Origin of the sequence: Oceanicaulis sp. (assembly GCF_965249665.1) — a bacterium.
Taxonomy (GTDB): domain Bacteria; phylum Pseudomonadota; class Alphaproteobacteria; order Caulobacterales; family Maricaulaceae; genus Oceanicaulis.
The window spans coordinates 2,818,671-2,839,899 of record NZ_OZ252247.1 but is presented as its reverse complement, the minus strand read 5'-3'; the positions used below and the strand labels follow the sequence as shown (position 1 = coordinate 2,839,899).

Annotated in this window: 21 protein-coding genes and 1 pseudogene; 12 read left to right on the top strand and 10 right to left on the bottom strand. The window is 62.6% G+C overall.

The window, feature by feature from the left end:
• Positions 1–83: 83 nt before the first annotated feature.
• The 3 genes from guaA to ACP154_RS13675 all read left to right on the top strand — a co-directional run bounded on the left by guaA (position 84) and on the right by ACP154_RS13675 (position 2,445).
• Positions 84–1,652: a glutamine-hydrolyzing GMP synthase gene (gene guaA / locus ACP154_RS13685; RefSeq protein ID WP_133723515.1), complete on the top strand. Its 1,569-nt coding sequence runs from the start codon at positions 84–86 to the stop codon at positions 1,650–1,652.
• A gap of 3 nt (positions 1,653–1,655) precedes the next feature.
• The gene (locus ACP154_RS13680) at positions 1,656–1,856 is read left to right on the top strand and encodes a SlyX family protein (RefSeq protein ID WP_133723514.1); all 201 of its coding nucleotides are present in this window, start codon (positions 1,656–1,658) and stop codon (positions 1,854–1,856) included.
• Positions 1,857–2,034: 178 nt separating this feature from the next.
• The gene (locus tag ACP154_RS13675) at positions 2,035–2,445 is read left to right on the top strand and encodes a hypothetical protein (RefSeq protein WP_107713474.1); all 411 of its coding nucleotides are present in this window, start codon (positions 2,035–2,037) and stop codon (positions 2,443–2,445) included.
• Positions 2,446–2,505: 60 nt separating this feature from the next.
• On the opposite strand, the gene ACP154_RS13670 is transcribed toward ACP154_RS13675, so the two are convergent.
• The 3 genes from ACP154_RS13670 to ACP154_RS13660 all read right to left on the bottom strand — a co-directional run bounded on the left by ACP154_RS13670 (position 2,506) and on the right by ACP154_RS13660 (position 5,325).
• Entirely contained in the window at positions 2,506–3,189 is a 684-nt protein-coding gene (locus ACP154_RS13670; RefSeq protein ID WP_107713473.1) for a type 1 glutamine amidotransferase domain-containing protein, read from the bottom strand.
• 69 nt (positions 3,190–3,258) lie between these two features.
• Positions 3,259–3,756, bottom strand: coding sequence for a DUF4126 domain-containing protein (locus ACP154_RS13665; RefSeq protein WP_421858217.1), 498 nt, complete (start codon positions 3,754–3,756; stop codon positions 3,259–3,261).
• A gap of 9 nt (positions 3,757–3,765) precedes the next feature.
• Positions 3,766–5,325 carry a LytTR family DNA-binding domain-containing protein gene (locus tag ACP154_RS13660; protein ID WP_421858219.1) on the bottom strand — a complete coding sequence of 520 codons (1,560 nt, stop codon included), beginning with the start codon at positions 5,323–5,325 and terminating at the stop codon, positions 3,766–3,768.
• 86 nt (positions 5,326–5,411) lie between these two features.
• Here ACP154_RS13660 and ACP154_RS13655 point away from each other — a divergent pair, with 86 nt between their 5' ends.
• A complete protein-coding gene (locus ACP154_RS13655) occupies positions 5,412–6,902 on the top strand; it encodes an alpha/beta fold hydrolase (protein WP_424993789.1) in 1,491 nt (496 codons plus the stop codon).
• Between the two features lie 65 nt (positions 6,903–6,967).
• On the opposite strand, the gene ACP154_RS13650 is transcribed toward ACP154_RS13655, so the two are convergent.
• A complete protein-coding gene (locus tag ACP154_RS13650; protein ID WP_421858225.1) occupies positions 6,968–9,169 on the bottom strand; it encodes a M3 family metallopeptidase in 2,202 nt (733 codons plus the stop codon).
• 118 nt (positions 9,170–9,287) lie between these two features.
• A complete protein-coding gene (locus ACP154_RS13645; protein ID WP_133723507.1) occupies positions 9,288–9,554 on the bottom strand; it encodes a hypothetical protein in 267 nt (88 codons plus the stop codon).
• Between the two features lie 139 nt (positions 9,555–9,693).
• Here ACP154_RS13645 and ACP154_RS13640 point away from each other — a divergent pair, with 139 nt between their 5' ends.
• The 8 genes from ACP154_RS13640 to der all read left to right on the top strand — a co-directional run bounded on the left by ACP154_RS13640 (position 9,694) and on the right by der (position 16,183).
• Entirely contained in the window at positions 9,694–10,278 is a 585-nt protein-coding gene (locus tag ACP154_RS13640; protein ID WP_107713468.1) for an NnrU family protein, read from the top strand.
• 45 nt (positions 10,279–10,323) lie between these two features.
• Positions 10,324–10,701, top strand: a complete 378-nt coding sequence (locus ACP154_RS13635) for a DUF6249 domain-containing protein (protein ID WP_421858228.1) — start codon at positions 10,324–10,326, stop codon at positions 10,699–10,701.
• Between the two features lie 26 nt (positions 10,702–10,727).
• Positions 10,728–11,270 (top strand): RNA polymerase sigma factor, encoded by a 543-nt coding sequence (locus ACP154_RS13630; protein WP_107713466.1) that lies wholly within the window; start codon positions 10,728–10,730, stop codon positions 11,268–11,270.
• Positions 11,267–11,623, top strand: a complete 357-nt coding sequence (locus ACP154_RS13625; protein WP_421858231.1) for a hypothetical protein — start codon at positions 11,267–11,269, stop codon at positions 11,621–11,623. Before ACP154_RS13630 ends, ACP154_RS13625 begins: the two co-directional genes overlap by 4 nt.
• A gap of 88 nt (positions 11,624–11,711) precedes the next feature.
• A complete protein-coding gene (gene panB, locus ACP154_RS13620) occupies positions 11,712–12,539 on the top strand; it encodes a 3-methyl-2-oxobutanoate hydroxymethyltransferase (protein WP_421858234.1) in 828 nt (275 codons plus the stop codon).
• A gap of 80 nt (positions 12,540–12,619) precedes the next feature.
• Positions 12,620–13,378 (top strand): tetratricopeptide repeat protein, encoded by a 759-nt coding sequence (locus tag ACP154_RS13615; RefSeq protein WP_421858236.1) that lies wholly within the window; start codon positions 12,620–12,622, stop codon positions 13,376–13,378.
• On the top strand, positions 13,375–14,778 hold the full coding sequence (locus tag ACP154_RS13610) for a PQQ-binding-like beta-propeller repeat protein (protein ID WP_421858239.1): 1,404 nt from the start codon (positions 13,375–13,377) through the stop codon (positions 14,776–14,778). Before ACP154_RS13615 ends, ACP154_RS13610 begins: the two co-directional genes overlap by 4 nt.
• 25 nt (positions 14,779–14,803) lie before the next feature.
• Positions 14,804–16,183, top strand: a complete 1,380-nt coding sequence (der, locus tag ACP154_RS13605) for a ribosome biogenesis GTPase Der (protein WP_107713461.1) — start codon at positions 14,804–14,806, stop codon at positions 16,181–16,183.
• Between the two features lie 53 nt (positions 16,184–16,236).
• Here der and ACP154_RS13600 read toward each other — a convergent pair whose 3' ends face one another.
• From ACP154_RS13600 to ACP154_RS13580, 5 genes and pseudogenes are all read right to left on the bottom strand, one after another.
• Positions 16,237–16,956 (bottom strand): SDR family NAD(P)-dependent oxidoreductase, encoded by a 720-nt coding sequence (locus ACP154_RS13600; protein WP_421858242.1) that lies wholly within the window; start codon positions 16,954–16,956, stop codon positions 16,237–16,239.
• The gene (gene purF, locus ACP154_RS13595) at positions 16,953–18,425 is read right to left on the bottom strand and encodes an amidophosphoribosyltransferase (RefSeq protein WP_421858245.1); all 1,473 of its coding nucleotides are present in this window, start codon (positions 18,423–18,425) and stop codon (positions 16,953–16,955) included. Before purF ends, ACP154_RS13600 begins: the two co-directional genes overlap by 4 nt.
• Positions 18,422–19,009 carry a CvpA family protein gene (locus ACP154_RS13590; RefSeq protein ID WP_107713458.1) on the bottom strand — a complete coding sequence of 196 codons (588 nt, stop codon included), beginning with the start codon at positions 19,007–19,009 and terminating at the stop codon, positions 18,422–18,424. The genes purF and ACP154_RS13590 overlap by 4 nt, the downstream gene beginning before the upstream one ends.
• A 21-nt stretch (positions 19,010–19,030) precedes the next feature.
• On the bottom strand, positions 19,031–20,401 hold the full coding sequence (radA, locus tag ACP154_RS13585) for a DNA repair protein RadA (RefSeq protein WP_421858248.1): 1,371 nt from the start codon (positions 20,399–20,401) through the stop codon (positions 19,031–19,033).
• A 78-nt stretch (positions 20,402–20,479) separates the two neighbouring features.
• Positions 20,480–21,228 (bottom strand): annotated as a pseudogene (locus ACP154_RS13580) (ABC transporter ATP-binding protein).
• Between the last annotated feature and the right edge of the window lies 1 nt (position 21,229).

Sequence of the window (21,229 nt, the reverse complement as noted above, 5' to 3'; positions counted from 1 at the left end):
CAGGAAAACCATTTGCGTCCGGATGTCGCCCTGGCGTGCGGATACCCTCTGGCGAAACGCGTCCGTCTGCGCTATGCGCAGCCATGACCGAGATTCAGGCCCATCATGAAAAAGTGCTGGTGATCGACTTTGGCAGTCAGGTCACCCAGCTGATCGCTCGCCGGCTCCGCGAAAGCGGCGTGTATTGCGAGGTCCACCCTTTCAACCGCGTCGATGACGCCTTCCTGGACGCGTATGCGCCACAGGCGATCATCCTGTCGGGCGGTCCCAATTCCGTGCATGGCGAAGGCACGCCGCGTGCGGCACAGAGCGTGTTTGAGCGCGGCCTGCCGGTTCTGGGCATTTGCTATGGCGAGCAGACCATGTGCGCTCAGCTGGGCGGCAGCGTGGAAGCGGCAGAGGAACGCGAGTTCGGCCGCGCCGATATCGAGATCGTCGCCGACAGCCCGTTGTTTGAGGGACTGGGCGCGGTGGGCCATCTTGAGCGCGTATGGATGAGCCATGGCGACCGCGTCAACGCGATCCCGCAGGGCTTCCACCCCATCGCCGCCAGCGCCAATGCGCCCTTCGCCGCCATTGCGGATGAGAGCCGCCGCTTTTATGGCGTCCAGTTCCACCCTGAAGTGGTGAACACCCCGCGCGGCGCGCTGATCTTGCGCAACTTCACCCACAAGATTGCAGGGATGAAGGGCGACTGGACCATGGCCGCCTTCAAGGAAGAGGCCATCGCCAAAATCCGCGAACAGGTCGGCTCGGGCCGGGTCATCTGTGGTCTGTCGGGCGGTGTGGACAGCTCGGTCGCCGCTGTGCTGATCCATGAAGCGATTGGCGATCAGCTTACTTGCGTCTTCGTCGATACGGGCCTGATGCGCACCGGCGAGGCGGACCAGGTCGTTTCGCTGTTCCGCGAGCACTACAACATCCCGCTCGTGGCCGCCGATGAGGAAGAGCGCTTCCTGTCGGCGCTGGCGGGCGAAAGCGATCCGGAAAAGAAACGCAAGACCATCGGCAAGCTCTTCATCGACGTCTTTGAAGACAAGGCCAAGGGCGTGGGCGGCGCAGACTTCCTGGCGCAGGGCACGCTTTATCCCGACGTGATCGAAAGCGTCAGCTTTGATGGCGGACCGTCGGTGACCATCAAGTCGCACCATAATGTGGGCGGTCTGCCCGAGCGCATGAACATGAAGCTCGTCGAACCGCTGCGCGAGCTGTTCAAGGACGAGGTCCGCGCGCTCGGTCGCGAGCTGGGCCTGCCGGAAAGCTTTATCGGCCGTCACCCCTTCCCGGGGCCGGGTCTCGCCATTCGTATTCCGGGCGAGGTGACGAAAGAGAAGGCCGACATCCTGCGCAAGGCGGATTCGATCTATATCGAGGAGATCCGCAAGGCCGGGCTTTACGATTCAATCTGGCAGGCCTTCGCCGTGCTGCTGCCGGTTCAGACCGTCGGCGTGATGGGCGATGCGCGAACCTATGACAATGTGCTGGCCCTGCGGGCGGTGACCTCCACCGATGGCATGACGGCGGACTATTTCCCGTTCGATCATGACTTCCTGGGCCGCGTCGCCACCCGTATCATCAATGAAGTGCGCGGCGTGAACCGTGTCGTCTACGACGTCACCTCCAAACCGCCGGGAACCATTGAGTGGGAGTAGGCGATGACCACCGACCGTCTCGACCGTCTTGAAATCCATGTCGCCGAGCAGCAGCAGATGCTCGATGATCTCTCCGAGGTTCTGACCCGTCAGACCCAGGAGATCGAGGCGCTGAAGGCGCGTTTGAGCCAGTCAGACAATCGCATTGCGGAGCTGGAAGCGGGGCTGCCGGCCCCGACGGCCGAGAAACCGCCGCACTATTAAAGACGCGCTTTGAGCGGTGCGCGGGGCGCCCGCCTCATGACATATGTCATCGTTTTGATGTGACAGGCTTCCCTGATCGAGCCGTCGCGCCTGGGTCATAGTGTGCCTCAGATCACTCCTTGTGGGTGACGGACACGGCGCGCCGCTCGCAGGCGCGTCAGGCACAGGAGACCTGACCATGGACAGCTTCGTCGCACTCTTCAGCGCGTATTGGTGGCTACTGTTTCCGCTCGGCTTCTTTATCGCAGCCGGCTGGAGCAAACAGATGCAGTTCAAGCGCACGCAGGCCCGACTTGAGTTGCTGAAAGTCTATGCAGAGTCGGGTCAGGAGCCGCCTGAGGCCTTGCTGACCGATATTGATGCGCCTCATGCGGAGTTTGACGGCACGCCGCCGCGAGCAACAGGCGCCACCGGGTTTCTGGTGACCCTGTTCACGGGCCTCGCGGGCGTCTTCGCGGTCCTGGGATATACGGGGGCGCTGGGCAATTATGAGGCTGAATTCTACGTCGTCGCGGCCATATTGGGCGTGCTGGCGCTGGCCTTTCTGGTGTCGGGCGTCGCTACGGGCGGCCGCGGTCCTCGCGCTTGAACCATTAAAAAGCCCCCGAGCGAGCACGCTCGCCGGGGGCTTTTGGGCAGATTGCGAAGCCTAGCCAATCTTGAGCTGGGCCATCAGCGCTTCGGCGACCGGCTTGGACGAGGCCGGGTTCTGGCCGGTGATCAGGCGATGATCGGAGACCGCGAACGGCGCCCAATCCTCGCCCTTGTGATAATCGCCGCCCTTTTCCTTCAGCGCGTCTTCCAGCAGATGGGGGACCACATTCGTGAGGCCCACAGCCTCTTCTTCTGAATTGGTGAAGCCGGACACCTTGCGCCCCTTCACCAGCGGGTGGCCGTGCTCGTCCTTGGCGTTCAGAAGAACGCTCGGGGCGTGACAGACCGCTGCGACCGGCTTGTCAGCCTTCCAGAACGCTTCGATCAGCGCCACGCTGTCATCATCATTGGTCAGATCCCACATCGGGCCGTGGCCGCCCGGATAGAAGACAGCGTCAAAGTCTTCTGAGTTGACCGTTGAGAGCTTCACCGTGTTCGCGAGCGCTTTTTGCGCGTCTTCATCGCCCTTGAAGCGTTGAGTGTCTTCGGTCTGGGCGTCTTCGCTATCGCTTTTGGGATCGAGCGGCGGCTGGCCGCCCTTGGGCGAGGCGAGAGTGAGTTTCGCGCCGCCATCCTTGAAGGCGTAATACGGCGCGGCGAATTCTTCGAGCCAGAAACCGGTCTTCTCGCCGGTGTCGCCAAGCTCATCGTGTGAGGTCAGGACCATCAGGATATTCATGGGGGGAGCTCCTATCGGGGGTGTGCGGTTAGAAGTAAGGGGGCGGATCAGGCGTTCAACCAGCCCGACTCAGACAAGACAGGCGATCACCAGCAGTGCGCCTGTAGCGGCGAGCAGGTCTTCGGTCAGAGCCGCGCGCAGGTCAGTGCCCAGACGTTTTGACGCCCAGCCCCGCAACTGGGCGCAGCCATATGTGCCGACGGCCGCGCCGATGACGCCGACGAACATCACCCAGAGACCGCCGAGCGCTGCCCCGACCAGAGCGCCAGCGGCGAGTCGGGCGATCAGGCCGGGCATTTGCGTTCTGGACGGCGTTTGTGGGCGTTTGTCGGCCCAAAGTTCAAGCGCAGCCAGGGCGGCGAGGGGGGCGAACGCCCACACGCTGCCCAGCCAGCTAAAAGGCGCGATCACGACCATTGGCGCGATAAACAGTGCATAGCCGCTTAACAGGGCGAGCGCGAGAAAGGTCCGGGCGCCCGTGATCAAACCCAGAAGAAAGGCGGCGAGCATCACCATGTCAGACCGTTCATTGCCAGCTTGAATAAAGCTAACGTCACGGTCCGGCATTGGTTCCGGTCAGCGTGGAGTGGCGGAGGCCAAGCTCGTTTGAGAAAGCGCGCTTCTGACCTTGGGCATGATGCGGCGGCTGACCGGGGCTTCGGCGCCGGTTGTCAGCACCAGTCGCCCGCCGCCGCCCGGCTCACGCTCCAGCCGCACCACATGGGCGGTGTTGACGATATGAGAGCGGTGCACCCGCAAGAATGTGGGCGGCAGACGCTGTTCGAGCGCCGTCAGCGTCATCGTGTAGAGCACGGTGCGTCCATCGCTGTAGACCAGATCCACGTAATCGCCAGCGCCTTGTATCCGGATAATCTCTTCAGTGCGGACATAATCGGTTCGCCCCGCACTTTCGAGCGTCAGAACGGCGGGTTCAGACGCTTGCTGCGCCAGGGCCAAAGCGGCGTCCAAAGCCTCCGCCCGGCGGGTTTCCGCGCGGCGACGCGCCTGTTCGCGGATCAGGCTCAGCGCTTGTCGGATGAAGAGCGCAATCAGGAACACCGCTCCCAGCCAGTACAGGTGCAAGTCAATGAACCGGCTCTGGGTGAGGACCGCCAGGACCATGGCAACGCTGAAGCCGACGGCGTAAGGCCAGGCGTGCCGTCTACCGTTCAAGGCTGCATGTCCGGCGCCGAGCGCAACCAGTCCGAACGCCAGCGCCAGCGTGGTCCAGGTCTTGGCGTCAAAGCCGCGAGCCAGCGCGATCGGCGCCAGGAGTACGAGGGCGGCCCCGGCCAGAGCTTTCAGGCGGTGTCTGAAGCGGAGAGCCGTGAATTCCTTCAAGCCATAGGCGATCAGGCTGAGCGAGAAGCCATAGGCGCTTAGAACAATACCGATCAACCGCGCATCATGCAGCGGATAAGGATAGGAGACGAGCCCGCGAGATGTCTCTATCAGGAGTTGGGCGCCCAGACTGGCGCTGATCAGGGCGAGAATGATCGGCGCTTCGCGTTCTTCTGACCGCGTGGCCATGGCCAGAAACACCATTACGCCCAGAATGAAGACGCCGAGCATGATCAGGCCGGGCCAGTAATAGCTGAGTATGTCGGCCGTGGGAGAGCCGTACTCGTCCAGAAAAAGGCCTTGCATCGGCGCTGTCAGAGTCAGAACGCCGTGATGGCCGGACAGATGCACAACCAGCGTATTATCGCCCGCTACAAACAGATCGCGCGGGGCGTGGGCGGCGTAATCAATGCGGCCGGGACTTTCCGACGCCCGGTCTGCGCCCGGCTGGCCATTGGCGCCGATCACCACCCCGTTCAGATACAATTCACTGGCGACAAGGCCCGAGATGAAGACGCCTTTGGGCTCGGACGTGTCTATCCACTCCTGATCCACGGTGAAGTCAAGCCGCGCCCAGAGCTCCCGTCCTTGCGGATCAAGGGCGTAAAATCGACTAGGCTCACAACTGGACGCTTCGAAATTCGGAGGAGCTTGTTGTTGAGCCTCGGCCGGGCAGACGACCATGGGAAGACTGCTGAGATTAATGGCCTGGCGCGCGTGTGCGCCAGTCGGCGCGACGAACCAAATCAGCAGCGCCAATACGAGCTGAAGCCGGGTGTGCGCTTGGGACTTCAACTGGGCTCTCTCCCGGGCGCCGTTCACCGATCTGGCCGCGCCACTGACCGAAGCGCGCCTGACACAGGGCGCTCTGAAGACCAACCATGCTCCGTGCCCCGCCGCAAGAGCGGGATGATGTCATAATGGAGAGATTAATGCGGTCAGGCCTGTTTGTAATCGTTTCCGCTCTGGCGCTCACCGGCGCCGCTCAGGCGGAAGATCCCATAATATTCACCAGTCATGCGGGCGAGAGCGTCGAGGCGTATCAAGGCGCGTTCCAGGCGCCGGAAAACCGCAATGATCCGGACAGCCGGATGATTGAGATCGGCTATGTGCGCTTCCCGGCGCTCGAGGGCGCGAGTGGTTCGCCCATTGTCTATCTCGCCGGAGGACCGGGCGGCTCTGGCACAGGAACGGCGCGTCGTCAGCGGTTCGATCTGTTCATGCAGATGCGCCGCCATGGTGATGTGATCGCTTTTGACCAACGCGGTACCGGTCTTTCAAGCAATGATCTGCCGCTCTGCATCTCGAGCGTCGCAGTGTCAGAGACTGAACCTACGACCGACGCGGCGTATGCAAACGCTTATCGTGAGGCCGCGCTGGAGTGCCGGGCTTTCTGGCATGAGCAGGGTGTGGCGATCGAGGGATACACCACCCAGCAAAGCGTTCAGGACATCTCCGACCTGCGTGCGCATCTGGGCGCTGAAAAGGTGACCTTGTGGGGCATTTCCTATGGCACGCATCTCGCTATGGCCGCGCTCAAATCCATTCCTGAAGAGATTGATCGTGCAATCCTCGCGAGCGCGGAAGGGTTAGACCAGACCGTCAAACTGCCCTCCCAGACAGAATCTTATATCGAAAGACTGCAGCAAGCTGTGAATGCCCAGCCCGCCGCAGCTGACGCCTATCCTGATATCGCAGGCATGATGCGACGCGTGCATGCGCGTCTGGAGGCCGAGCCGGTGATGATCGAAGTCGCAGTTCGTGACAGCGGCGCACGCCCGTATCTGCTGCAACGACGCGACCTGCAACAGATGACGTCCGGCCTGATTGCGGATCCCGGTTCAGCCGCCATCGCACTGGCGATGTACACAGAGCTCGATCAGGCCGGCAGTGCAAACATCGCCGCGGCCCTGATCGGCCGGTTTTATGATCTGGGCGAACCGATCAGCCTCAGCCCCATGTCTACAGCGATGGATATGGCGTCCGGGATCACCGATGCGCGGCTGGTGCAGGTCGAGGCCGAAGCGCAAAACGCGCTTCTGGGCGCCTATCTGAACTTTCCCATGCCGCAGCTCAACCGCCTCTGGGACGGGCTCGATCTGGGCGACGGGTTTCGCACTGCGCCGCAGGGCGATACGCCGATCCTGTTGCTCTCTGGCACGTTGGACGGTCGCACCTATCCGGGCAGTCAGCGTGCAGCGTTGGCCGGAATGAGCGATGTGGACTGGGTGATAGTCGAGAATGCGGGCCATAACCTCTACATGACCACGCCGGACGTGCACACGGTGATGCACGCCTTCATGGAGGGAAGTTCCGTGGATGGCGAACGCATCGTCGCGCCGCTGCCGGACCTGACCGACCTGCCGTTTTAGGGCGTAACGCAAAAACGGGCGGCTCAATGAGCCGCCCGCCTTGTCTTGCAGATGTGGGGAAGGGCTTATTCGCCGTCTTCCCTTTCGCCCGGGACCGGGAAGCCCCGGTCGCGCATGAGCGGCTCGACCGTGGCGTCGCGGCCGCGGAACTGGCGATAAGCCTCGGCAGGGTCAATCGAGTTGCGCGGTGCGAAGAGGTACTGAACCATGCGTTCGGCCATCTCGGCGTCGTAGAAACCACCGGGGGCTTCCACGAAGGCTTCGGTGGCGTCCGAGGTCAGAACGTCGGCCCACATATAGCCGTAATAGCCAGCCGAATAGCCTTCACCGGAGAAGATGTGGCCGAAATGCGGGGTGCGGTGACGCATGGGCAGCTCTTCGGGCATGCCCAGACGCTCCAGCGTTTCCCGTTCGAAGGCGTCCGGGTCGATGCCTTCCGGGTCGGCGGTGTGGAAGTACATGTCCACCAGCGCCGAGGCGAGATACTCGGTGGTCGCAAAGCCCTGGTTGAAGGTGGAGGCGGCGCGGATGCGGGCCACCAGATCATCCGGCATTGGTTCACCGGTCTCAGCGTGACGCAGATAGTTCTCGATCACCGGATCGGTGAGCACCCAACGCTCCAGCAGCTGGGACTGGAACTCGGTGTAGTCACGCACGCCGCCGTTCAGCGACGGATAGGCGACGTTGGAGGACAGGGCGTGCAGTGCATGGCCCATTTCATGGAAGAAGGTCGTGGCGTCCGAGAAGCTGATCAGCACCGGTTCGCCAGGCGCGCCCTGAATGAAGTTGGAGTTGTTGGACGACAGCACGGTTTCCTGGCCGTCAAAGGTGGTGTGACCGCGATAGCTGGTCGCCCAGGCGCCCGAGCGCTTGCCCTGACGGGCGTAGGGGTCGAGATACCACAAGCCGATATGGTTGCCGGTTTCGTTATCGGTCACCTCCCAGACGCGCACATCGGGGTGGAAGACCGGCACGGAGCCGTCGGTGATTTCTTCAAACTGGAAGCCGAAGAGCTCGCCCGAGACGAAGAACATGGCCTCGCGCAGGTTCTCGATGTCGAAGTACTGCTTTACTTCCTCAGAGTTCAGGTCGTATTCGGCCTGACGCACTTTTTCCATGTAGTAGCGGTAATCCCACGGCTCGATGGTGATGTCGTCGCCGCGCTCATCGGCCAGCGCCTGCATCTGGGCGACTTCTTCCTCGACGCGGGCGATGGCGGCCGGCCAGACGGTCTCCATCAGCTCCAGCGCGTTCTCCGGATTGCCCGCCATGCGGTTTTCCAGGCGCCATTGGGCATAATTGTCATAGCCGAGCAGTTCGACGCGCTCGTCCCGCAGCGACAGGATCTCGGCGATGATGGCGTTGTTGTCGTACTCGTCGCCGTTATCGCCGCGATTGTAATAGGTGCGCCAGACCTCTTCGCGCAGATCGCGTTCGTCGGAATAGGTCAGGAACGGATCCATGGAGGAGCGCGTGTTCAGGACCGCGTATTCGCCTTCACGATCACGCTGGGCGGCCAGATTGGCGGCGGCGGTGACAAAACTGTCCGGAAGGCCCGACAGCTGGTCCTCGCTCAGATAGGTGACGTAGTTTTCTTCATCCGCCAGCACATTGTTGGCGAAGCGGGTGTGCAGCTCTGCCAGGCGTGATTGGATGGCGGCGTAACGCTCGGCTTCGGCGCCCTCAAGAGTCGCGCCATTGCGGGCGAAGCTGTCATAGGTCAGCTGGACAAGGCGCTGCTGGTCGGGGCGCAATGTCGCCATTTCCTCGCCTTCATAGACGGCGCGGATGCGCTCAAACAGCGCTTCGTTCTGGGTGATTTCCGACGAGAAGGCGGACAGGACCGGCGCCATCTCACGCTGGATTTCGCGGAATTCCGGCGAGCTCATATTGGACGACCAGATGCCGTAATAGGTGAACACCCTGTCCAGAGTGGAGCCTGAGCGTTCCATGGCGACGATGGTGTTTTCAAAGGTCGGCGCGTCGGTATTATTTGCGATTTCCTCAATCTCGGCGCGGGAGCGGTCCATGCCCGTCTGCAATGCCTCGCGCAGATCGGACAGCTCCATCTGGTCAAAGGCGGGCACACCGCCGAACGGACCATCCCATTCGGCGATGAGGGGGTTCGCACTCTGCGCCGGATCAGACATGGAGGCGTCCTGCGTCTGCGGCGCCGTTTGAGATTGGGTGTTCGCCGTGGTGTCGGCCGGTTGGCTGCAGGCGGCGAGGGCAAGCCCGCTGGCGGCGGCGAGAAGAAGTGAACGCATGAAAAGTCCTCCCTGAGGGAATAGCTTGATTGCGCGCACCCTAGGGCATCATCCCTCCGCCATGAAACGATCCACGCAGCAGACGGGTCCCGCGCAGGCGTCAAAGAGGGGAAGGCGGTCAGTCTTCGCCAGCTTGCTCTTCGTCATCGTCAGACTGTGAGCCGCCAGGAGGGTTGTACATCACCGCGATTCCCATCTGCAGGCTGGCGAAGGTGGAGCCGATGAAAAAAGCCAGCAGCAGCCGGACACCGGTTCCGCTCACACTGCCTTCGGTCAGGCGCCTGAGATGACCCACATCCAGAACCAGCAACACTGCCGTAAAGGCGATGCCGATCGCCATGCCCAGAACAGCGTGGCGGAGCAAGAAGCGCAATAGATCGGTCATACGGGCCTCCGACGTGCGCCCCAGTCTGGCGATTGTCAGACAGGGGATAACTAGACTTAGCGCCGCAGACAGAGAAGGCCACTCGCCAGAAAGGACAGAGTCGGTTTAGGGTTCGCCCGGCTCAAGGGGAGGGCGGCGAATGGGCGTGCTGATCACAGGCCTGGTGTTTTTCATCGGCGTGCATCTGACGCGGGTTTTGGGGATCAAGGCGCAGGTGGTCAAAGTCACTGGCGAAGCGCTGTTTGCGATCTTCTATTCCGTCATCAGCACGATCGGACTGACTTTGATTATCTATGGGCAGATTCTGGCCCATCCTTCGGTCAATATCTGGTGGCCGCCCGCCTGGACTCGGACATTGGCGCTGGTAGCGGTGCCACTCTCTCTGATCTTGATCATCGCGACCTATTTACCCAGCCATATCCGCTCGATTACGCGTCATCCGATGACGCTGGGCGTGTTTCTGTGGTCGGGCTCGCATCTTCTGGCCAATGGCGAGCTCGCCTCCATCGTACTCTTCGGCGCCTTTGCCGGCTGGTCTGCGATCTTGCTGATCGAGGGCTACTGGAGCGGCGGGCATTTTGCGCGACCCGGTCAATTATGGGCCGATCTCACGGCTGTGCTTGTTGGCTTGCTGGCGTCTGCGTTGATCGCTTATTTCCACATGCAGCTTTTCGGCGTTGCAATCGTCGAGTTTGCATCCAATCGCACCGCACCCGGCATCTAATCGATACAGGGCGCCTTGAGCGCGTCCCCAATCTGGAGGTTGATTATGGAAGACATTCTGGTTCCGCTGGGCCTGTTCGGCATGGTCGTGGCGATCGTGGCGCTGAACGTCGCGGGTTCCGCATCGCGGCGCAAAGCCGTGCTGGAGACGGTGCGTGAAGCGGTCCGCAGCGGTCAGCAACTGAGCCCGGAGACCATCAAGGCGCTGGGCGTGCAGGAAAAGCCCAAAGGCGGCGATCTGAAAGCGGGCGCGATCCTGGTCGCAGTGGCGGCGGCGCTGGTGGTCATGGGCTGGACGATCCAGACGACGACAGCCGATGATGAAGTGTTTGCGATCATGCTGGCTGTATCGGCTTTCCCTGGCTTTATTGGCCTGGTTCTGATGCTGTTTGGTGTGTTCTCGCGCAAGAAAGACCGGGACTGATCCGGTCTTTAAGGGGGAGCTGCGGGATGACGCCTAGTGACGGCGAACTGATAGCGATGGTGATCGCGGGCAAGGACCAGAGGGCGTTCTCTTCTCTGGTCACCCGCCACCAGTCCGCTGTGCGCGCCGTGCTCATGCGGCTATGTCGCAACGCAGCTCTGGCGGATGATCTGGCGCAGGAGACCTTTATCAAGGCCTATAACAAGATCTCAGCCTATACAGGCGCAGGATCGTTCAAGGCCTGGTTATGCCGGATTGCTTACAATGAGTTTTTGATGAGCGCGCGCAAGCGCAAGGCGATCGACAAGACGATGGACAAGCTCAAGGCCCAACCCATGGAGACCCATCAGGCGCCCGCAGACGGCGGCGCCCGAGTGGATCTTGACCGGGCGCTCGCCACGCTGGGCGAGGAAGAGCGGGTCTGTGTGGTGCTCTGTTATGCGTCAGGGTTGTCGCATTCTGACGCGGCGGAGGTTACAGGCCTTCCGCTGGGTACGGTGAAGAGCCATGTTAATCGTGGCAAGGGCAAGCTGAAAGCCTGGTTCGAGCGCAAGGAGGCGGCGGCATGACGGACGAACATGATCATCTGAACGACGACGCCTTTGATGCGGACCTGACGGCGATGTTCGCCGAGGTGGCGCCGCCGCAGGACGACCCGGTCTTTGTGGAGCATGTCTCCAAACGCCTCGCCAATCCGGATCGCATGCGCTTTCTGGCGCTGGGCGGCGCCGGTGCGACAGGCTCTGCGGTCGCCGGCAGCCAGCTGGAGAATCTGGTCACGCTTGTTCCGTCTGATCAGATGACGGGCGTGATGGGGCAGGCCATGTCCTTCTTCGGCCCGGAAGCCTTTGTGACGGCGATCCTGGCGCTGGTGGCGCTTGGCTTCGCCTGGGTTCTGCCTGGCGTGCGCAGCTATATCTGAGGCGTACACGACCGGGTGAAGACGCACCGCTTGTGCGCCTGCGAAAGCGCGATACTCTGCCGGGCTCTGATTGCTAGGGAGTCCCGCCATGTCCGCTCAAACCCAGGCGCCGATCAAGCGGCTCACCCCGCCCGACATTCGCGCCCGCAAGGGCGCTGAGCCCATTGTCTCCCTGACCGCCTATGACGCGCCGATGGCCGCTGTGATGGATCCGCACACGGACTTGATTCTGGTGGGCGATTCGGTGGGCATGGTGGTTCATGGCCTGCCCAACACCATTTCGGTGACGCTGGAGATGATGATTCTTCACGGTCAGGCGGTGATGCGCGGCTCCAAACAGGCGCTGGTCGTCGTGGACATGCCGTTTGGCAGCTATGAACAGTCCAGGGAACAGGCTTTCGTCAATTGCGTGCGAGTCTTGCAAGAGACAGGGGCGGGCGCCGTGAAGCTCGAAACCAGCGTGCAGATGGCGGACACCGTGCGATACCTGGTGGAACGCGCCGTTCCGGTCGTGGCTCATGTAGGGCTACGTCCCCAGGCGGCGCTGGCTGATGGCGGGTTCAAGGCCAAGGGCCGCGATGACGACAGCCGCGCCAAGGTGCTGGCTGAAGCGCGCGCGATGGACGAGGCGGGCGCCTTCGCCATCGTGGTGGAAGGCGTCGCCGAGGATGTGGCGCGTGAGGTGACTGAGATGGTGTCTGCGCCCACCATCGGCATCGGCGCCTCGGCAGCCTGTGACGGTCAGGTTCTCGTGATGCAGGACATGCTGGGCCTGTTCGATTGGACGCCGAAATTCGTCAAGAAGTACGGTAATTTACGCGAGCTGGCCGAGGCGGCGTTTAAAGAGTACGCGCAAGACGTTCGGTCGCGCGCCTTTCCGGGCCCTGACCATGTCTACGGCGCCAAGAAGCGCTGATACCGCAAGCACGTATTGCCCGCTGCGATGCACGCGGCTAGGGTCCGCCGCACAGAGATTTAAACAAGTGGAGCGCCCCTGTGGTCGACGTTTTCGACGAAGTTGAAGAAGAGCTGCGCCAGGAACGGTACAAAGCCCTTCTCAAAAAGTGGGGCCCGTGGGTTGGGGGCGGAGTCGCCGCCATCGTTCTGGGCGTGGGGACGTACCAATTTGTTGAATGGTCGACCAAGCAGCGCGCGGACAGCGCCTCTGACGCCTTTCAGGCGGCGGCGGAGCTCTATGAAGCCGGCAATGTCATGCAGGCCGACAGTCAGTTTCAGGCGCTCGCTGAGTCTGCGCCGCGCGGGTATGAAACCCTGGCGCTGATGCGTCGTGGCGACATCGCGCTCTCCCAGGGCAATCGTGAAGACGCGGCGCGCCTGTTCACGCAGGCCGGCGAGATCAGTCCTGAGCCGATGATCCGTGATCTGGCGCGCTATCAGGCGGCGCTCGCCCAGTTTGACGCCCTGTCATATGACGACCTCGCCAACCGGCTGGAGCCGCTGACCGAAGGCGAAGCGCCGGTCGGGCTGCTGGCGCGCGAACTGATGGCCGCTGCGGCTTTGCGCGATGAGCGCTGGGATGAAGCGCGGCAGCGTTATCAACTCCTGTCCATTGCGCTTGATATGCCAGAAGGCATGAGCCAGCGGGTGGTGGAGGCGCAGTCCTTTCTCAATCAGCGCGCGCCTGTCGCTGCGCCCGCAGAGATGGCTGAGCAACCTGCGGACCTTCAAGAGCCGGCGCAAGCCCCGGCCGAGACTGCGGGTCAGACCGCCGAGCAAGAGGAGGACGGGCAGTGACCCTGTCTCGCACCCTGCCGCTTTACGCCCTGATGGCCGCCAGCCTTGTGCTGACGGGTTGCGGGGCCGGCGAACGTCTGAGCAATCTGAACCCGTTTCAGGGCGAAGAGACAGATGACCCCAATGCGCCGCCCGAGACCGAACGCCGGTCTGTGCTGGAGCTGGGCGATACGCTGCGCGTGGACGAGGCGGGCGTCGTTTCCCTGCCGCGCGCGTATGTGAATACGGCCTGGCCCCAGGCGGACGGGTATCCGACCCACGCCATGCAGCACACTCAGGCCAGCGGCGATCTCAACATTGTCTGGCGCTCTCGCATCGGCGACGGCTCCAGCCGCAACGCTCGCATCAACGCGCGTCCGGTCGTTTCGGACGGCGTGACCTATGTCATTGACGCCCGGGGTCGCATCTCGGCGCTGAACTTGTCAGACGGGGAAGAGATCTGGCGCACGCGCCTGGACGATCCCAGCCTGCACGAAGCGCAAGGCGACGGCTTTTTGCCTTTCTTCCGGGGCGGCGACCAGGTTCTGACATTTGGCGGCGGCCTGTCCTTTGACAGTGGCCGCATCTACGCCCATTCAGGCGGCGGCTTCTTTGTGGCTCTGGATGCTGCAACGGGCGACGAAATCTGGCGCACTCATTCGCTGACCCCGTTCCACTCTTCGCCCACCGTGGCGGATGGCCGGGTGTTTGTCTCGACCGATGACAACGAATTGCTGGCTTTGGATGCGAGCACGGGCGACGTGTTGTGGACGCATCGCTCCATCGCTGAAACCGCGCGCATCCTGACCTCTCCGAGCCCGGCCGTTTTGGGTGAAGTGGTCATCGCCCCGTATTCCTCGGGTGAGCTGGTGGCCCTGCGGGCGCAGAACGGCACCGTGCTGTGGTCAGATTCCCTGACCCGTGCGGGCGGTCTAACCCCGCTGTCCACCATCAACGACATCGCCGCGAGCCCCGTCATTCTGGGCGATGCGGTCTACGCCATGAGCCATTCGGGCTCGATGGCGGCGTTCGATATTCGCAGCGGCGAGCGTATCTGGGAGCAGCCGGCGGGGGGCTTGAACGCACCGACCATAGCCGGTGATTTTCTGTTCCTGACCACCGTCAATGCCGAGCTTGTCGCGATTGAACGTAATACCGGCGCTGTGCGCTGGCTGACCCAGCTGCAGCAGTTCCGTAATGAGCGCAAACGCAAGAATCGCGTTTCTTGGGCGGGGCCGATTCTGGCGGGAGATCGCCTTGTGGTGGCGTCCTCTGAAGGGGATTTGCGGTTCTATGATCCGGCCAATGGCGAACAGATGGGTGAACGCAATCTGGGAGATTCGGTTTACATTGCGCCCGTGATCGCAGATGAAACGGTGCTCGTGCTGACCGATGAAGGCCGCCTGATCGCTTTACGCTGATTTCAGGGGGCTCTGGAGCCATTCTTTGAAATCGACCCTGCCTGCCCTCGCCATTGTGGGACGGCCCAATGTGGGCAAGTCCACGCTGTTTAATCGTCTCGCTGGCAAACCGCTGGCGATCGTGGACGATCGTCCGGGCGTAACGCGCGACCGGCGCGAAGCGCGTGGCCGTATCGGCGACCTCGAACTGCGTCTGGTGGACACCGCCGGCTATGAAGACAACAAGGCGGGCATCGAGGCGCGCATGCGCGCTCAGACCGAAGCCGCCCTTGATGAAGCTGATGTCTGCATCTTCCTGATCGATGGGCGCGAGGGCGTTACGGCGATGGATGAACGCTTCGCCGACATTCTGCGTCGCCACGACATCCCGGTCATTCTCGCCGTCAACAAATGCGAAGGCTCCAAGGGCGAATACGGCGCCCTGGAAGCGTGGAAGCTGGGCATGGATGAGCCTGTGCCCATTTCCGCGGCGCATGGTGAAGGCATGGGCGATCTGTATGCGCGGCTGACTGGCGCGCTCAAACAGGTGCGTGCGCGCATCCGCTCCGAACTGGAAGCGCAGGGCCTGACAGGTGAAGAAGATGAAGAGGGCGCGCCGCTGCGTCTGGCGGTCGCCGGCCGCCCGAATGTGGGCAAATCCACGCTCATTAACGCCCTGATTGGCGAAGACCGTCTCATCACGGGCCCCGAAGCGGGGCTTACCCGGGACGCGATCGCTGTGCAATGGGAATGGGATGGCCGCCGCGTACGCCTGCACGATACGGCGGGGTTGCGAAAACGCGGCAAGGTGGATGACCGGCTGGAGCGCATGAGCGCGGCGGACACGCTGCGCGCCATCAAGTTCGCCGAGATCGTCTTGCTTCTGGTGGACGCCGAGCGCCCGTTCGAGAAACAGGACCTGACCATCGCCGACAAGGTGGTGAACGAGGGCCGAGGTCTGATTGTCCTGATCACCAAATGGGATCTGATTGAGGATAAACAGGCCAAGCTGGTTGAGTTGCGCGAAGAGTTCGAACGCCTTCTGCCGCAGATCAAAGGCGCGCCGCTGATCCCGATATCCTCGATTTCAGGTCGGGGCCTCGACAAGATCATGCCGGCCGTCACAGAGCTGCACAAGAACTGGGACGTGAAGGTGAAAACCCGCGACCTCAATGACTGGCTCGCCGAGATGGTCCAGCGTCACCCGCCGCCCGCCGTGGATGGTCGCCGGGTCAAACCGCGTTATCTGAGCCAGACCAAGGCGCGACCGCCGACCTTTGTTCTGATGGCCAGCCGGGCGTCGCAATTGCCCGACAGCTACAAGCGCTATCTGATGAATGGCCTGCGCGAGGCGTTTGATCTGCCCGGCGTGCCGATCCGCCTGATCGTGAAGGGGCAGAAAAACCCCTACGCCAAGGACAAATAAAAAAGGCGGCCTGCGGGCCGCCTTTTTCGTGTCTGGGTATCAGCGCCGTTGGATCAGCCCTGCGCGCTGACGATCTCGCCATTGCGGATCTCGCTTGGCAGGCATAGCTCGACGACCTTGGGCGCGATCTCTTCAGGCGTCGGCAGGGTGTCGGGGTCTTCGCCCGGCGCCGCCTTGGCGCGCATGCGGGTGCGCGTCGCGCCGGGATTGAGCAGGTTTGCGCGCAGGGGCGTGTCAGCCAGCTCGATCGCCCAGGACTGCACCAGATTGTCGAGCCCGGCCTTGGAAGCGCCGTATGCCGCCCAATAGGCCTTGGCGCGTTGGCTGCCGACGCCGGAGGTCATGAAGACGGCGCGGCCAGCGTCTGAGGCTTTCAGAAGGCTCTCAAAAGCGCGGATCATGCGAGCCGGGGCGATCAAATTGGTCGCCAAAACTTCATTCCAGACCTTGGACGGGATTTGAGCGGCGGGGGTCAATGTGCCGAGAACTCCGGCGTTCGCCACCATGATGTCGAGTTTTTTCCAACGGTCTGAGACCGCTTCCGCCAGCTTTTCAATGCCATCAGGCGAGTTGAGGTCAAGCGGGACCAAGGTGGCCTTGCCGCCCATCGCCTTGATGGCGTCGTCCAGTTCTTCAAGCCCAGCCTGGGTGCGGGCGGTGGCGATGATTTCAGCGCCGGCCTCAGCCAGTTTCAAAGCAATAGCGTAGCCCAGGCCCCGTGAGGCGCCGGTCACCAGCGCCACGCGGCCTGCAAGCGGTTTTGTATCGGTCATGCGTCAACCAGAAGCGAGAGTTGTTCATCCTTGGAGGACGCAGCGCGATCATGGTCCACAAGGCGAGTGGGGTAATCCCCGGTGAAATAATGGTCAGCCAGCTGAGGGCTTTCAGGATTGCGGGCTTCGCCGTGAACCGCCCAATACAGGCCTTCTACAGACAGAAAGCCCAGGGACTCACATTCCAACATCTCGATCATCTTGTCGGGCTCATGGCTGGCCGCCATCAACTCTTCGCGCATGGGCATGTCGATGCCGTAAAAATCGGGATGAGTAATGGGCGGACAGGCGGATCGGAAATGCACTTCGGTCGCGCCAGCTTCGCGCACCATGCGCACGATTTTTTTCGACGTGGTGCCGCGCACGATGGAATCGTCCACTAGCAGCACTTTCTTGCCGCGCAGGACGGATGCGTTGGCGGAGTGTTTGCGCCGCACGCCCAGATCACGCTTGGCCTGGGTGGGCTGGATGAAGGTCCGGCCGGCGAAGTGGGCGCGAATGATCCCCAGATCAAAAGGCTTGCCGATCTCTTCAGAGAAACCCAACGCCGCCGCCATGCCCGAATCCGGCACCGGCACCACCACATCGATGTCGGCGGGGCATTCCTGGGCCAGGCGGATGCCCATGCGTTTGCGCGCTTCATAGACAGAGATGCCATCGATGACTGAGTCCGGGCGCGCGAAATAGATGTATTCGAACGCGCAGGTCTTGGCTGGACGCGCCGGGGCGTAACGCCGGGTCTCGAGCCCTTTGTCAGAGACGATCACCACTTCACCCGGTTCAATATCGCGGATATAGCGTGCGCCGATCATATCCAGCGCGCAGGTTTCGGACGCGAAGATCGTCGCGCCATCCAGCTCGCCCATTACCAGCGGACGAATGCCCAGCGGGTCACGCGCGCCGATCAGAAGATCATTGGTCATCGCCACCAGCGCAAAGGCGCCTTCGATCTGGGTGAAGGCGGAAATCAGGCGCTCGACCGAGTCCGGTTGTTTGGAGCGCGCTGCGAGCTGCAAGATCACTTCGGAATCCGAAGTGGACTGAAAGATCGCGCCGCCGGCGACCAGCTCTTCACGCAGCATGCGGGCGTTTGTCAGATTGCCATTATGCGCCAGCGCGATGCCGCCGCCGCGCACATCCGCATAGAGGGGTTGCACATTGCGCATGCCCGATCCGCCGGAAGTGGAATAGCGGACATGGCCGATCGCCATGTCGCCGGTCAGGCGCTCGAGCCGCTTGGGTTCGGTGAAGTGCTCGCCCACCAGCCCCAGATGGCGCTCTGTGGTGAAGCGGCCTTTTTCACGGTCATAGCTGGTGATGCCGCACGCTTCCTGCCCGCGGTGCTGCAGGGCGTGAAGGCCAAAAGCGGCCAGGACCGACGCATCGGCCACGCGACGCACGCCGAACACGCCGCATTCTTCCTGCGGCCGGTCGGTGGCGGGATCATAGGTCAGGCTGGGAAAGCTCATCCGTCCTCGTCCTCATTTGTGCGCTCGATAAGCCGACCGATAGGGTCTTCGTCAACGCTCTGTTGCGGTTGGTCTGCAGCCTTCTTGGCGTTGACCCAGCTGGATTCAGGGGCAAGCGACTGCAAAAGATTGGCGCTGGCCTCGGCCAGTGGATAGACGCGAGAGCCCGTCAGCCAGTTCGGCGTGGCGCCGGGCAGGGTGTTCTTGAACACAAGAACCAGAAGGCCCAGCAGCACCAGACCGCGCGCCAGGCCAAACACAAATCCCAAGGCCCGGTCCAGAACCGGCACGTCCTCGCCCTGTTTGACGTTATGGGTCAACGGGCCTGTCACAAAGCTGACCGCCAGATAGACCAGCAAGAACACAACGCCCATCGAGAGCAGGTTGGCGAACAAGGCCGAGCCGACCACCGACTGGGTGAGGGGGGCGAAGACAGGCCGGGTCCACAGCGCAGCGAGCGCGGCGGCGACCAGCGCAGTCACGGTCAGCGCTTCGCGCACAAAGCCGCGCATCAGCGCCATGATTCCAGACGCAAACAGGATGACGAGGGCGAAGAGATCAAATCCGGCGAGTGCTGCGTTCATCTTGTCCCTCTCTCCTGCGCGCTAGACGGCGTCCTGGCCCAATCGGCGCACAAGCGCCTGAACCGTGGAAACGCTGTCCACCTTCACGCCCGCGCCCTCAACGCCTTCGGGAGCGAGCGCGCGGTTAAATCCCAGTTTTGCGGCTTCTTTCAGGCGCGCATCCGCGCGGCCGACCGGGCGCACATCGCCAGACAGGGAAATCTCGCCGAACGCCACGCCCTCTTTGGGCAGGGGAGTATCCAGGAACGAAGAGATCAAGGCTGCAGCCACCGCCAAATCTGCGGCGGGTTCGTTGATCTTCAACCCGCCTGCGACGTTCAAATAAACGTCACGCCCGCCGAATCCAAGGCCGCATCTCGCCTCTAGCACCGCGAGCACCATGGCGAGGCGTCCTGAATCCCAGCCTACAACTGCACGTCGCGGCGTGCCAAACGCCGCCGGAGCCACAAGCGCCTGTATTTCCGTCAGAACCGGGCGTGTGCCTTCCATGCCGGCGAAAACCGCCGCGCCAGAGGCGGCTTCACCGCGTCCATCCAGAAAAAGCGCGGACGGGTTCGCCACTTCCTGCAAACCGGCGTCCACCATTTCGAAAACGCCGATTTCATCTGTGGGGCCGAACCGGTTCTTCACCGCGCGCAGGATCCGGAACTGGTGGCTGCGTTCGCCTTCAAAATACAAAACCGCATCTACCATGTGTTCGACCACGCGCGGGCCGGCGATCTGGCCGTCCTTGGTCACGTGGCCGACCAGAATGATGATGGTGTTCTTCTTCTTGGCGAACCGCACCAGCTCCTGAGCGCAGGCCCTCACCTGCGCTACTGTGCCGGGGGCCGCCGCAAGCTGGTCTGACCACAAAGTCTGCACCGAATCGATAACGGCGATGTCAGGTGTTTCTTTTTTCAGGCCATCCAGAATGACCTCAAGGCTGGTCTCCGCCGCCAGCGCCACGGGCGCATCCGCAAGTCCCAGGCGCCTGGCGCGGCGGCGCACCTGATCGGCGGCTTCCTCGCCAGAGACATACACCGCTTTCGCGCCCGCCTTGGCCAGTTGGGCGACGGCTTGCAACAGGAGCGTGGACTTGCCGATGCCGGGATCGCCGCCCACCAGAACCGCCGAGCCGGGCACCAGCCCGCCGCCTGCGACCCGATCAAGCTCACGCAATCCGGTTTCAAAGCGTTTGGGGTCTACGGTGGCGCTGCCCAGATCCACCAGCTCAAGACGGGAGCGCCGGGTGGACCGGCTGGGCGCCTTGGCGCTTGCGCCGAGCGGCGCGCTGGCCCCGCTTTCTTCGACCAACGTGTTCCACGATCCGCACGCATCACAGCGCCCCGCCCATTTGGCGTGAACCGCGCCACAAGACTGGCAGACATAGACGGTGTCGGAACGGGCCATGAAGGCTCCTTGCGGACGGCGTGGACGGACTATAACGCAAAGCGCCTGATTCGGCTGGCGCCAGAAAGGCGCAGACAATCACTCTTCCGAGCTTTCGCCCCGTACAAACCGGCACACCTCGTCATTGGCGCAGCTTTCCACGCCTTCGAGCGCGCCGCGCCACAGGATCTGGCCGTCTTTGACCATGGCCACATCATCGGCGATGTGGCGCATCGAGGTCATGTCGTGGGTGATCGACACCGCGGTGGCGCCGAGATTCTTTACCTGCCGCACGATCAGCTTGTTGATGACGTCTGCGGTTACAGGATCAAGGCCCGTGGTGGGTTCGTCAAAGAACAGGATTTTCGGCCGCGCGACGATGGCGCGGGCCAGCGCCGCGCGCTTGAGCATGCCGCCGGACAGCGAGCCGGGCCGCTGATCGGCCACATGGGCGTCCAGATCCACCTGCTCTAGCGCCTCAATGGCGCGGGTGCGCGCTTCATCGGCCTCCACATGCTCGGCGTGCAGCAGACGGAAGGCGACGTTTTCCACACGGGCAGGGAGTCAAACAGGGCGCCGGACTGAAACAGCATGCCGATCTGGGCGACGCCGGGATCGTCTTCACGGCCTGGATGGACGGCGACGCTGTCAATCTCGACCTGTCCGGACAGCGGGCGGATCAGCCCCAGAGCCGTCTTGATGGTGACGGACTTGCCCGTGCCCGAGCCGCCGATGATCACCAGCGAGCGGCCCTCATGGGCTTCAAGATTTAGATCCTTGAGCACCGGCTTGCGGCTGTCAAAGCCCACCGTGATGTTCTTCCAGGCGATTTTAACGCGCTCGGTCATG